Annotated in this window: 9 protein-coding genes; 2 read left to right on the top strand and 7 right to left on the bottom strand. The window is 65.1% G+C overall.

What is annotated here, in order from left to right; translation table 11 throughout:
- Nucleotides 1-24: 24 nt before the first annotated feature.
- Nucleotides 25-1449 carry an alpha/beta hydrolase family protein gene (locus C493_RS02650; protein WP_007257851.1) on the bottom strand — a complete coding sequence of 475 codons (1425 nt, stop codon included), beginning with the start codon at nucleotides 1447-1449 and terminating at the stop codon, nucleotides 25-27.
- Between the two features lie 324 nt (nucleotides 1450-1773).
- The gene (gene thiC, locus C493_RS02645) at nucleotides 1774-3222 is read right to left on the bottom strand and encodes a phosphomethylpyrimidine synthase ThiC (RefSeq protein WP_007257850.1); all 1449 of its coding nucleotides are present in this window, start codon (nucleotides 3220-3222) and stop codon (nucleotides 1774-1776) included.
- Nucleotides 3223-3556: 334 nt separating this feature from the next.
- On the opposite strand from thiC, the gene C493_RS02640 reads away from it, so the two are divergent.
- Nucleotides 3557-3823: a HalOD1 output domain-containing protein gene (locus C493_RS02640; RefSeq protein WP_007257849.1), complete on the top strand. Its 267-nt coding sequence runs from the start codon at nucleotides 3557-3559 to the stop codon at nucleotides 3821-3823.
- A 149-nt stretch (nucleotides 3824-3972) separates the two neighbouring features.
- Entirely contained in the window at nucleotides 3973-4674 is a 702-nt protein-coding gene (locus C493_RS02635; protein ID WP_007257848.1) for a phosphoribosyltransferase, read from the top strand.
- A gap of 210 nt (nucleotides 4675-4884) precedes the next feature.
- Here the strand turns inward: C493_RS02635 and C493_RS02630 are convergent, their stop codons facing one another.
- The 5 genes from C493_RS02630 to smc all read right to left on the bottom strand — a co-directional run bounded on the left by C493_RS02630 (nucleotide 4885) and on the right by smc (nucleotide 12384).
- A complete protein-coding gene (locus C493_RS02630) occupies nucleotides 4885-5076 on the bottom strand; it encodes a hypothetical protein (RefSeq protein WP_007257847.1) in 192 nt (63 codons plus the stop codon).
- A 162-nt stretch (nucleotides 5077-5238) separates the two neighbouring features.
- A complete protein-coding gene (locus tag C493_RS02625) occupies nucleotides 5239-6738 on the bottom strand; it encodes an MATE family efflux transporter (RefSeq protein ID WP_007257846.1) in 1500 nt (499 codons plus the stop codon).
- Nucleotides 6739-6826: 88 nt separating this feature from the next.
- Nucleotides 6827-7486 carry a hypothetical protein gene (locus C493_RS02620; RefSeq protein ID WP_007257845.1) on the bottom strand — a complete coding sequence of 220 codons (660 nt, stop codon included), beginning with the start codon at nucleotides 7484-7486 and terminating at the stop codon, nucleotides 6827-6829.
- Between the two features lie 112 nt (nucleotides 7487-7598).
- On the bottom strand, nucleotides 7599-8801 hold the full coding sequence (locus C493_RS02615) for a segregation and condensation protein A (protein WP_007257844.1): 1203 nt from the start codon (nucleotides 8799-8801) through the stop codon (nucleotides 7599-7601).
- On the bottom strand, nucleotides 8794-12384 hold the full coding sequence (smc, locus tag C493_RS02610; RefSeq protein ID WP_007257843.1) for a chromosome segregation protein SMC: 3591 nt from the start codon (nucleotides 12382-12384) through the stop codon (nucleotides 8794-8796). Before smc ends, C493_RS02615 begins: the two co-directional genes overlap by 8 nt.
- Nucleotides 12385-12396: the final 12 nt, after the last annotated feature.

Below are 12396 nucleotides of genomic sequence, written 5' to 3'. Positions count from 1 at the left end.
GACGGTGGTGGGTCGAGAGGGGCATCAATCCTCGGTCCTCGACGCGGTCTCTCTCGAGTGAGGGTACCGCTCGGCGACCCAGTCGGCGAGGTCGTCGACGACCGCCCGCTCGACGTTGTTTCGAACCATGTACTCGCCGCTCACCGACGGTCCATCGCCCGACATGAACCGATGATCGAGCCCGTCGTAGGTTTCGAACGTCGTGTCCGGCCGCTCCGCGAGTTCGCGTTCCCACAGTTCGAAGTCGTCCTCGAGGGTGACCTGGTAATCCCGACTGCCCTGCAAGAAAAACAGCGGCTCGTCGACGGCGCGTGCAGTCTCGACCGGGTCGTACCCTTCGAGACTCGCCCAGAGTGCGCCGGGGTACTCGAGGAGGATTTCGTCGCGGTCGTACGCGCCAGTTTGGACGCGTTCGATCGCCGCCTGCGTCTGCTCGTACGCGGTTTCCATCTCCGGCCACTCGTAGTCGCCGACGGTGGCGAAGTGTTCGTACTGTTCCTCGAAGAGCGTAAACATCGGCCGCGCCGGTGCGGCGAGCACGGCGGCGCCGGCGAGTTCGCCGTCCCGGTCGAGGATCCGCGGCGCCGCTTTCCCGCCCATGCTGTGGCCGGCGACGACGATCCGGTCAGGGTCGACGCCGTCGAGAGCGCGGAGTTCGTCGATCGCGGCCAGCGCGTCGTCGACGGTAACGTGATCCAGCGTGTGGTCTTCGGGGTCGACCGCACAGACGGCGGTTCGTTTGTCGTACCGGAGCGTCGCGATGCCCCGACTCGCAAGGCCGGTTGCCAGATCGGCGAACATTCGCGTGCCGTAGCTCGCGTAGTCCATGTCCGCCGGGCCGGACCCGTGGACGAGAACGACGCCCGGTACCTCGTCGGCGTCGCGTGCCGTCGGCGTTGGTATGGTAGCGATCCCATCGAGTGGACAGTCGCCAGTCGAAACGGTTACCGACGATTCGGTGAACGAACCGCGATCGACGTAGTCGGGGCGTTCGTACTCGCTGTTGTAGTCGGCGAAGACGACGGCGCCACCGTCGACGGCGACGCGGAGTTCGTCCGTTCGATCGGCGAACGATATCGTAGCGTCGACGACGTCCAGCTGACCGATCTGTCGTTCCTGTTGGGGAGTAAGCTCGTCGGGCTCGGCCGTCCCGAGGAGTTCTTCGAACTCGCCGTGGACGGCCGTATACCCCATCCAGAACTGCTCGAGGTTCCCCGCGGCGATCCCGTCACTCAACTCGCTCGCCCGGGCGAACCGACGCTCGCCGAGTTCGTCGACGAAGGCAACCGTGAGTTCCGTCGCCGTTTCCGGTTCCGGCTCCGGTTCGCTTTCGTCTTCTCCGTCCCCGGCGTTTTCGTCGGTTCCGTTCTCGCCGTTCCCACCGTTTTCGCCGGTTCCGTTTCCGTCGGCGGACTCGTCGCCCGCGTCCGCCGAGTCGTCGCCCGCCAATTCGGTGCAGCCAGCCACGGAAGCGGCTGCCGCCGCAGAGACTGCCGCCAGTAGCCGTCGGCGTCTCGGAGAGTCCACAATAACGAACTGTCACGAGTAAACCACTATAAACCCACCCGCTCGCCGCCCGGGGCGGCAGTTCGACGGTGGTATCGCACCGAAACGAACGATCCACCGCGCGTCATTTTTGGGCAGCCGCGACCGATTGCAGTCACTCCGGTACTCGTCCCGGCGAATCGTCTCATACGGATTGCGGCCCCGATGTCCCGACGCACCCGCCGCCCGGGTCGCGATTGCGCTGGAGCTGACGGACGGGGAACCGTATCAATCGTCACCGAACTGTTCGACCGACCGCTCGTCGCTATCGTCGATGGCGGACGGCAGGTCGCCCGACTCGTGGGTCCCCACGGGCGGCCGGTTTACCTCCGCGGCCGGCGAGGACTCGAGGTCGGTGGCCTCTTCCTCGTTCGTCAGCGACTCCATCTCGCCTTCGTCTCGAGCGTCCTGATCGATCCGCATCGAGCAGAACTCGGCGCCGCACATCGAGCAAAAGCGGGCCTCCTTGTAGTTGTCCTCGGGCAATGTCTGGTCGTGGTACTCGCGCGCGCGGTCCGGATCGAGTGCGAGGCGGAACTGCTCGCGCCAGTCGAACGCGTACCTGGCCTCCGAGAGAGCGTCGTCCCAGTCGCGCGCGCCCGGCCGTTCGTTCGCCACGTCGCCGGCGTGGGCGGCGATCCGGTAGGCGGCCAGGCCGTCGCGGACGTCTTCCTCGTCGGGGAGGCCGAGGTGTTCTTTCGGGGTCACGTAACAGAGCATCGCCGCGCCGGCCTGGGCGGCCATCGCGGCGCCGATGGCGCTCGTGATGTGGTCGTAGCCGGGCGCGACGTCGGTCACGAGCGGACCGAGGACGTAAAACGGCGCGCCGTCGCAGACCTCCTGCTGGCGCTCGACGTTCTCGGCGACCCTGTGCATCGGGACGTGGCCCGGCCCCTCGACCATCACCTGCACGTCGTGGTCCCACGCGCGACGCGTGAGTTCCCCCAGCGTATCCAGCTCGGCGTACTGTGCGTCGTCGCAGGCGTCGGCCAGACAACCAGGTCGGAGGCTATCCCCGAGACTGAACGTGACGTCGTGTTCGGCGAAGATCTCGCAAATTTCGTCGTAAACCTGGAAGAACGGGTTCTGCTCGCCGTTTGCTTCCATCCACGAGGCCACGATCGACCCGCCGCGGGAGACGATCCCCGTCTTCCGGCCGTCGGTCAGCGGCAGGTGCTCGGCGAGGATGCCGGCGTGGATCGTCATGTAGTCGACCCCCTGTCTCGCCTGTTTCTCGACGATCTCGAGCAGCAGTTCCGTCGTGATCTCCGCCGGGCTGCCGGCCCGTTTGACCGCCTCGTACAGCGGCACCGTTCCGATCGGCACCGGCGAGTGGTCGACGTGCGTCTCGCGGATCGCGTCCAGATCGCTCCCAGTGCCGAGATCCATCACGGTATCCGCGCCGTAGTGGACCGCCGTGTGGAGCTTTTCGAGTTCCGCCTCGAGATCGCTCGTCGTCTCGCTGTTCCCGATGTTGGCGTTGACCTTGGTCGCGAACTCGCGCCCGATGATCATCGGGTCGAGCGCGTCGTGATTGGTGTTGGCCGGAATTACGGCCTGTCCCTCGGCGACCTGGTCGCGGACGAACTCGGGGTCGCGGTTCTCGCGTTCGGCGACTCGGTACATCGCGTCGGTGATCGTTCCCTCGCGGGCGGCTTCGATCTGTGTGTGCGCCATCGATAACTAGGTTATATTATAGAGTAATATATCAGTTGCGCTGCAATCGTGCCTATTGAGTGGGCTGCAAACGATGCTACCTGTCGAAGGGAAGAAAGAACACGGCTACCTGTGAAGTCGCCTATTGTCGCTTTTCTCCGGCCTCTGCCGGCAAGAAATCGCTATCAAATATTCGAGAGTGACTGTCAGATTCCGGTTGGGAAGGGAATAAACGATCGTGATAGTTGGATCGAGTTTAGGTGGTTTTTTATACTAGACTGTTGCCTACCTCGCAAGGCACGTCATGGCGATGAATCAGAACCACCTTTCAACTAGTTCGATGGGGACCAGTTCTATGGACGATCAGCGTTACACGTTCTCGGCGGAGAAGAGCCCGACGATGGCTGTCGTCGAGTCCGTTGCAGCCGTTTCCAACACCGAACCGACCGAACTGCCGCCGCTGTACGACGCGATCAATCCGGACGCGCTCGACTCGCTGTTCGAGTCGTCCGAAACGCGAGATCTATCGACCGTTCGCGTCTCGTTTCCGTACAACGGGTACGATATCGCTATTCAGGGCGGTTCGAATCTAACCGTCGAACTCGAGGCCCAAACAGAATAGTTCGGCGACTCAACGCCCGAAACTGGCGGGGGTGCGGTCGCTCGAACGGGGGTCGGGTCCGTCGGCGGGTGGGACCGACGGGCGCGGACTCGAGCGGCCGAAGACGCATCGTTTAAGCGCCGCAGTTCCGTGAATACGTTCTGAGCACGATGTCCGACCTACCGGACGATTTCGACTGTACGATCACCACCTGGGAGTACATCTACGGCCTCTGTCGCGACGTGAGCGACGACGTCCGCGACGACGCGTTCGAACCGGACGTCATCGTCGCCCTCGCTCGCGGTGGCTGGTTCGCGGGGCGCTGTCTCTGTGACTTCCTCGGACTGGACGACCTGACGAGTCTGAAGATGGAACACTACGTCGGCACCGCCGAGAAAAGCAGCGAACCGACCGTTCGCTACCCGATGCCGGAGGGGAGCGTCGAGGGGAAAGACGTCCTCATCATCGACGACATCGCCGACACCGGCGGCTCGATCGAACGCGCCTACGAGTACGTCACCGATCGAAACGCCGGCGAGGTCCGCACGGCGACGCTGCAGTTGCTCGGTACCAGCGAGTACGAGCCCGATTACGTCGGCGAACACCTGGCGGAGTGGACCTGGATCGTCTACCCGTGGAACTTCATCGAGGACATGATCGATCTGGTCTCGACCGTGATGGATCGAGCCGACCAGCGGACGTTTACGCAAGCGGAGATCCGTCACTACCTCGCCGAATTCCACGGCGTCGATCGCATCGAGATGGAGATCGCCCAGCCCGGTCGCGTCCCCGAAGTGCTGACCGAGATGGAACGACGCGACGTCCTCGAGTCGGCCGGTCCCGGTGAGTGGGCGCTGGCAGACGACGACTGAGACGGACCACTGTATCGAGTTCGCGCTGCCTCCCGTCCGGACGGGTCGCAGTTGTGGCGGCGCTGATCCGCGGTAGACGGTTCGACCGTTCGACGACCCCGTCCCGTGGTGCGTTCGAAGCTGCCGCCGCTCGAGTCCGAGCCGCCGGCTCGAGCGATCACCCGACGCCCGCTGCGAGCGCGAAGCCGAACGGTCGGGGCGATCCGCCGATCAGGATCGATCGAACGCCGGCGGCACCTCGAGGGCGACGACCTCGTGGCGGGTTTCCCGTTGATGATCGGAGCCGATCACCGCCGCTTCGTCGCGGTCCGCGACGGTGTGTTCGAACGCACAGCTCTCGCACTTGACGAGGAACCGCTTCGATTCGGTCGTGGTCTCGGCCGACTCCCTGTTCGTGAGCATATCACGTCGTTCACCGGCCGTTTGCTTGAGGGATGTTCCAAAAGGGTTTGGAAGTTTCACAGGCTGTGAGTCACGGCTCGTGGAACGTCTCGGGTTAGATACGGTGCCGTCTCCGGATTGGGAGCTACCCGCACGGTGATAGGTTGTCGGCGGCGACTCTCGTTACTCCGCGACGGAATCGGTCTCCTCCGTCGCCGTTCCGTCCGCTCCCGACTCGCCCTCGTCGGCCGCCGTTTCGCCGCCCGCGTCGTCCTGCTTCTTTTCGGCGTCGTCATCGACGATCGATTCCGTCCACGTCCCGCGCGTGAACCACGCGACGGCCGCGAGCGCGCCGACGATATCGCCGATCACGACGCCGGTCCAGATCCCCGTCGGCCCCCACTCGGCGACGAAGATCAGGTAAAGCGTTACGGGGACGCGGACGAGCCACAGTCCCAGCACGGAGAACGCGAGCGCCGTCTTCGTGTTCCCCGCGCCGCGGAACGCACCCAGGACGACCTGCATCACACCCATGAAGACGAACGCGAACGCGGCGAACTGGAGGTAGGTGACGCCGTAGTCGAGGGTCTCGGCGCGGCCCGCCTCCTCGGCCGTCAGAAACACCGCCACGAACGGCTCCGGGAAGAGAAAGGCGAGCGCCCCCGCGACGGCCATAATCGCGCCGACGACACCAGCACCGACCCAGGTCGCCGTCTTGGCCCGGTCTGGCCTGTCCGCACCGAGATTTTGGCCGACGATCGAGTCCATCGCCTGTCCCATCCCCAGCGCCGGCAGGAACGCGAGCGAGATCAGGCGGTTCCCCAGCCCGTAGGCCGCGACGACCGCCGGCGGAAAGGTGACGACGATCGCCGTCATCGCGACCAGCGCCATCGCCGTCATCGACTGCTCGATCGCCGTCGGCACGCCGAGTCTGACGATGTCGGTGACGTACTCGAGTCGCGGGCGGAGGTGGTCGAACTCGATCTCGGGGCCGACGTCGGTGTAGTAGAGCAGGTAGAAGCCGATCGCCGTCGCCAGCCCTCTCGAGACGACGGTCGCGACGGCGGCGCCGGCGACCTCGAGGCGGGGCAGCGGCCCGACGCCGAAGATGAGCAGCGGGTCGATCGCGAGGTTGAGAACGACGCTGACGACCATCACACGCATCGGCGCGCGGGTGTTGCCGTAGCCGCGCATCAACGCGGCGAAGACGAAGAAGCCGAAGACGAAGGGGACGCCGAGGAAGAAGATCTGCAGGTACTCGGCGGCCAACGGGAGAATCGCCTCCTCCGTGGCGCTGTCTGCGGGAAGCACCTCGAGCATCGGCTCCGTGATGAAAAAGCCGACGAGGCCGAGGAAAATCGCGATCAGCGAGATGAACGTGATCGTCTGGCCGGCGATCAGGCCGCCCTCGCCGCTCTCGGCGCCCGTGTGCTGGGCCAGCAGGATCGCCCCCGCCGTCGTGAAGCCGGCGCCGACCGCGATCACCAGAAACAACAGCGGAAAGGCGAGACTCACCGCGCCGACGGCGTCGGGCGAGAGCGCGCCGAGCCAGAACGTGTCGCCGACGTTGTAGGTGACCTGCAACAGCTGGATGACCACGAGCGGCCACGCCAGCTTGAACATCGGCCGGAGGAGCGACCCCTCGGTCAGTTCGCTCTCGTCCGGGCCGTCGCTGGCTGCCATATCCCTATCCTCACGCTCGAGTCACTTGGTCGCTCTTGACTCGTGGTAGCGCTGTGCAGTCTACGGATCGGGGTTCGAGACGCCGCGGTCACCGATCGTCGTCCGCGAACGCGCGCCTGACCTCGAGGGCCGTCGTCTCGTCCTCGAGCGTGACGCGGCGAGCGATCGTCGTACCGGGATCCTCGTCGACGGGAGGCGACGGCGACCCGCCGTCGCGTCCCGGCCCGTCAGCCGTCGCCGATCCACCGTTTCCGCCACCGCCACCCGACGTGTCGGTCGGCCGCTCCGTTGTCGACGTTTCCCGTGTGCGAGCGGCCGCCCGCTCGTCGCGCGACGCGTGCGGCGTTCCCAGACAGTCCCGACAGAAGTCGTTGCTCCCCCAGGCGAGCGTGTACACCGGCACGCCCAGAGCGACGACCTGACGCGCGTAGCGTCGGTGGACGCCGTCGCTCGTAACGGTGTCACAGCGAATACAGGGTCGTCGCTCCGACTCGAGAGGCTCGTCTTCGAACCGGTACTCGATGCCGAACGTGTGGGCCGGATACAACGGCAAGCCGTTGAGCGCCCAGAGAACGAACAGACACGCCGCGAACAGCGCCGCCGAGTACCACATAGCGATGCTCGGGTCGCCGACGGTACCGAGCGGCCCGACGAGCGCACCCGCGAGAATCGCGATCGGCAACACTCGACGCAGGAGCGCGAAGAGTTCGACGTGGAGGCGAAAGACGACGTCGTCGGGCCGTTCCATCGGCTCGAGGTTGGCAGGGGGCCGGGTAAACGTTTGTGGCGGACTCAGCGCTCGAGTCGCACTCGAAAGGTGGTCGCGGACGTCGAGGCATCGAAACTCGGACGACCGCCACTCAGTCGGCGATCGCTTCGTCCGCCTTCGCGTCCGCCGTCACCCGCTGGATCCAGAGGTCGCCGAACAGTTCGTCCTGCTCGAGGCGGACCTTCCCGCGGTGGGCGAGAAAGAGCAAGGCGAGATAGGTCATCACGCGCGTCCCGCCGAGTTCGTCGATCTCGGCGTACAGCACCTCCTCGCGGCCGCTCTCGTACTGCTCCTCGAGTTCGGCCTCGACGTCGTCGATGACGGCCTCGATGTCCTCTTCGTGGGTCGTGTGAGTGACGTCGTCGCTGGTTGGCTCGTCGTCGACACGGAAGTCGTCGCCGGCGTGGTAGTTCAGCTCCTGGACGCCGCGGTCGTACCCCTGGGGCGAGTCGCTGGTGTCGTAACTGCGCGATTCCTTCCACCACGAGCCGCGCTCGGCCGACCGGAGCTCTCGAACCAGTTCGTCGAGCGTCTCCGGCTTTCCGCGGACCTGCTTGCGCTCGAGGCGCCGCTCCATCTCCGCCTCGAGGCTTTCGACGGGGTCGAATCCCGGCGCCGGCTCGTCGGCGTCGCCGCCGTCCGTCGGCCCCTCGTCGGCGAAGGGGGCTTCCCACGGCGGTAGCTCCTCCTCGTCGGGCTCGTCGGGGGCGAACAGTTCGTCGCTTTTCATCCGCAACAGGACGCTCGCGTAGAACAGCGCCCGGCCCGAGGTCCGCAGGTCGGCGTCGTCCAGGGCCTCGAGGAACTTGTCGGTCACCCGGACGACGTCGATATCCCAGGGATCGATCTCGCCGTCTTTGGCGAGTTGCACGAGGAGTTCGACGGGTTCGACTTCGTCTTCGTCGTCTTCGTCGTCGCCGGCTCGCTCCTGGCCGTCCGGCGTTGCCGAACCGTTGCTCCCGTCGACCTCGTCTTCGGAAAACTCGAGGATCGAGTTGTCGGAGTCGGAGTCGGAGTCGGGGTCAGAATCGGAATCGGACGCACCCGGCCGCTCGCGGTCCTCGTGGCCCGCGATGTTCAGGGGGATGTCGTCTCTCCCGCCGTCCGTATAGAACCCGTCTCGATCGACTCGCTGATCGCTTTGCTCCTCGCTCACCGTTTTCGAGTCGCGTGGCGACTCACTGCTCACAGTTTCACCGTTCGCATTCTCCGAGTCGCGTGGCGACTCGCTCTCTCGCGGGTCGCTTCGCTCCCCGCTCGATTGTTCCGAGTCGCGTGGCGACTCGCTAGTCACTCACCGGCACCTCCTCACCCTCCGGCCCGGCGCCGTCGCTCAGGTCGATTCCGGTGACGGCGCTGACGTTGTTCTGTTGCATCGTCACCCCGATCGCGCGCTCGGAGCGGTCGAGCATCGCCGTGCGGTGGGAGACGACGACGAACTGGGCCTGGTCGGCGAGTTCGTCGACCATCTCGCCGATGCGCTCGGCGTTGACCGCGTCGAGGAAGGCGTCGACCTCGTCTAACGCGTAGAACGGCGCCGGGTTGTGTCGCTGGATCGCGAAAATAAACGCCAGCGCGGTCAGGGACTTCTCGCCGCCGGACATCGCATCGAGGCGCTGGATCGGCTTGTCGCCCGGTTGGGCCTTCATCGTCAGCCCGCCCTCGAACGGATCCGCCTCGTCTTCCAGGTGGAGCGTCCCGGTCCCCTCCGAAAGCTTCTCGAAGATTTCCGTAAACTGCGCGGCGATCTCGTCGTAGGAGTCCATGAACGTCTGTTTCTTCTGGGTTTCGTACTGCTCGATCCGGTCGCGGATCCCCTCCGCTTCCTCGACCAGCGTCGCCCGCGCATCCTCGAGTTCCTCGAGGTCGGTCCGGACGTCGTCGTACTCGTCGATCGCGAGCATGTTGACCGGCTCCATCGCGTCCATGTCGGCCTGCAGCAACTCGATCATCTCGAGGACGGTGTCGTGGTCTGGAACGTCCTCGGGGTCGTAGTCACCGACCTCGGCCTCGAGGCTCTCGATCTCCCACTCGAGGTCGCCGACCCGACTCCGGGTGTCCTCGAGTTTGCTCTCGACGGCGTTGACGCGGTCCTGTTGCTGGTCGCGTTTCGCCCGCGCGTCGGAGAGTTCCTCCTTGAGGTCGCTGCGATCCGCTTTGAGCTCCGCCAGTTCCTCTTCGAGGTCTTCGACCGCTTCGCGTTTCGCCTCGAGTTCCGTCTCCTTTTCCGCGATCGTCGCCTCGTACTCCTCGATCCGGTCTTCGTGTTCGGCCGTCCGGTTCTGGGCCGTTTCGACGTCGTCGTGGAGGTCGTCGATCGCGTCCTCGGCGTACTCCTTCTCGAGGCCGAGTTCGTTGAGCGTGCTGTCGATCTCGTCGATCCGGTCCTCCCGTTCGCCGATTTCGGCCTCGAGCTCCTCGATCTGGGCGGTCAGTTCGGGGATCTTCGAGTCGGCGAGTTCGGTCTCGAGCTCGTCGATGTCGGCCTCGATCTCCTCGATGTCGGCCGTCTGCGCTTCGATCTCGCTGGAGATTTCGGTCATCCGCTCGTCGACCTCCTCGCGTTCGTCTTCGAGTTCCTCGAGGTCTGCTTCGAGCGAATCGATCTCGTCTTCGATCTCCGCGCGTTTCTCGTCGATGCCCTCGAGTTCGGACTCGATCGAGCGAACCTCGTCGGCCGCGTCGGACTTTCGGTCGCGAGCGTCGTCGAGGCGACCCTCGACGTCCCGAAGCTCCTCGCGAAGGGACTCGCGGTCGTCCTGCAGCGCCGTGATCTGTTTTGCGACGCGCTCGAGTTGGCCCTCGCCGCCGCCAGTGAACGAATAGCGGGAGCCGCCGCCTGAACCGCCGGTCATCGCGCCGCTTTTCTCGACCAGGTCGCCGTCGAGGGTGACCATGCGGTAGTCGCCCATGTAGGAGCGAGCCGTCTCCAGATCCTCGACGACGAGGGTGTCCCCGAGGACGTACGAGAAGACGTCCGCGTACTGCTCGTCGAAGTCGACCAGATTGTACGCGAAGTCGACGACGCCCGGGTCGCTCGGCGCCGACGGCAGCCGTCGCTTGTGCATGTCCGTCATCGGGAGGAACGTCGCTCGTCCCGCGTTGCGCGACTTGAGGTGGTCGATACACTGCTGGCCGATCACGTCGTCGGAGACGACCACGTTCGCGAGTCGACCGCCGGCCGCGGTCTCGCAGGCGACGGCGTACTCGCCGGGGACGGTCCCGAGCTGGGCGACGGCGCCGTGGACGCCGTCGATGCCGGCGTTGAGGATCGTCGTCACCGCGCGGCCGAACGAGGAGTCGCCGCTCTCGCCCGCGTTGGCCTCGAGTTCGGCGTACTCCTGTTGTTTCGCCTGGATCTCGTCGTCCAGTTCGTCGACCTCGGATTGGATGCGGCGCTTTTCGGCCTTGAGGTCGTCGACGACCCCCGCGATGTTCTCGCGGTTCGTCCTCGCCTTCTCGAGTTCGCGCTCGAGCTCCGAACGCTTGTTCTCGAGTTCCGGCAGTTCGGCGCGTCGCTGTTCGATCGTCTCCTCTTTCTCGGCGCTCTCGTTCGAGCGGCGCCGCGCCTCGTCGAGCAGGCGGTCCTGCTCGCGCTGGAGGTCGTTTCGCTCGGTCTTGGCCTCCTCGAGATCCGATTTGCGCTCGGCGAGGTCGGCCTTCAGTTCGTCGAACTCGGTGTCGACGGCCTCGATCTCGGCCTCGAGTTCGTCGCGTTCGGCCTCGCGCTCTTGAATCTCGCTCTTGATCGAGGCCTTCTCGAGTTTGTGCTCGCGCATCTCGCTCTCGAGGTCGTCGATCTGCTCTTGCTTGCGATCGATCTGGACGAACGCCTCTCGACGGTTCGACTCGGCCTCTTCGATCGCCTCCTCGCTGGATTCGATCTTGTCCTCGAGCCGGGAGATCTCGCCTTTGATCTCCTCGATCTCGCTTTTGATCTTCAGCTGTTCGTCCTCGCCCTTGCGCTCGATTTCGGCGTTCAGATCCTCGAGGTCCTCCTCGAGGCGGACGACTTTGCCCTCGCGTTCGTCGAGTTCGCGCTGAAGGTCCGCGAGTTCGTCGGCGAGCTCCTCGGCTCTCGATTCGGCGCTCTCGAGCGCGTCGCGTTTCTCCTCGAGCTCGCTTGCTTTCTTGTAGCCCTCGTACTCCTCTTTTTCGCGTCGCAGGCGGCGGTAGCGCATCGCTTCCCGGCGTTCGTCCGCTAACTGTGTGAGCCGGTCGCGTTTCTCCTCGATGCGGAGTTCGGCCTCGTCGATTCGCTCCTCGACGACCTCGAGTTCCTCGAACGCGTCTTCTTTCTTGGCGTCGAACTCGGCGACGCCGGCGATCTCGTCGATAATCTCCCGGCGCGCGTGGGGCGTCATGTTGATAATCTCGGTCACGTCGCCCTGCATAACGACGTTGTACCCCTCCGGGGTGACGCCGGCCTGAGCGAGGAGATCCTGAATGTCCGAGAGGTTGACCGCCCGGTCGTTCAGGTAGTAGTAGGAGTAGTAGTTGTCCTCGGTTTCCTTGACTCGGCGGCGGATGCGAATCTCGTCGACGTCGCCGACGTCCTCGCTGCCCGCCGCGTTGACGACCTGCGAGCGCGTCAGCGTCTCGTCGGTGTTATCGAGAATAACCTCGACGGTCGCCTCGCGGGGGCCACTCGAGTCGTCGCCGCCTTCGTGACCGGGGTTGTAGATGAGGTCGGTGAGTTTCTCGGCGCGGATCCCGCGGGTGCGGGCCAGTCCGAGCGCGAAGAGCACGGCGTCGATGATGTTCGATTTGCCCGAGCCGTTCGGGCCCGTGATAACGGTAAAATCCTCGTAAAACGGGATCTTCGTCTTGCGACCGAAGCTCTTGAAATTGTCCAGAACGAGTGCTTTGATATACATACTGTGAGCGCG

The sequence above is a fragment of the Natronolimnohabitans innermongolicus JCM 12255 genome (assembly GCF_000337215.1).
In the GTDB taxonomy this organism is placed as follows: domain Archaea; phylum Halobacteriota; class Halobacteria; order Halobacteriales; family Natrialbaceae; genus Natronolimnohabitans; species Natronolimnohabitans innermongolicus.
Note: the sequence above shows the minus strand (reverse complement) of the source record. Positions and strands in the feature narration are given on the sequence as shown.

What these genes read in the sequence shown, in the direction of transcription:
- C493_RS02635 (WP_007257848.1), top strand. Translation starts at nt 3,973, where the DNA reads ATGTCCGACCTACCGGACGATTTCGACTGTACGATCACCACCTGGGAG.
- C493_RS02640 (WP_007257849.1), top strand. Translation starts at nt 3,557, where the DNA reads ATGGACGATCAGCGTTACACGTTCTCGGCGGAGAAGAGCCCGACGATG.
- C493_RS02620 (WP_007257845.1), bottom strand. Translation starts at nt 7,486, where the DNA reads ATGGAACGGCCCGACGACGTCGTCTTTCGCCTCCACGTCGAACTCTTC.
- C493_RS02625 (WP_007257846.1), bottom strand. Translation starts at nt 6,738, where the DNA reads ATGGCAGCCAGCGACGGCCCGGACGAGAGCGAACTGACCGAGGGGTCG.
- thiC (WP_007257850.1), bottom strand. Translation starts at nt 3,222, where the DNA reads ATGGCGCACACACAGATCGAAGCCGCCCGCGAGGGAACGATCACCGAC.
- C493_RS02630 (WP_007257847.1), bottom strand. Translation starts at nt 5,076, where the DNA reads ATGCTCACGAACAGGGAGTCGGCCGAGACCACGACCGAATCGAAGCGG.
- smc (WP_007257843.1), bottom strand. Translation starts at nt 12,384, where the DNA reads ATGTATATCAAAGCACTCGTTCTGGACAATTTCAAGAGCTTCGGTCGC.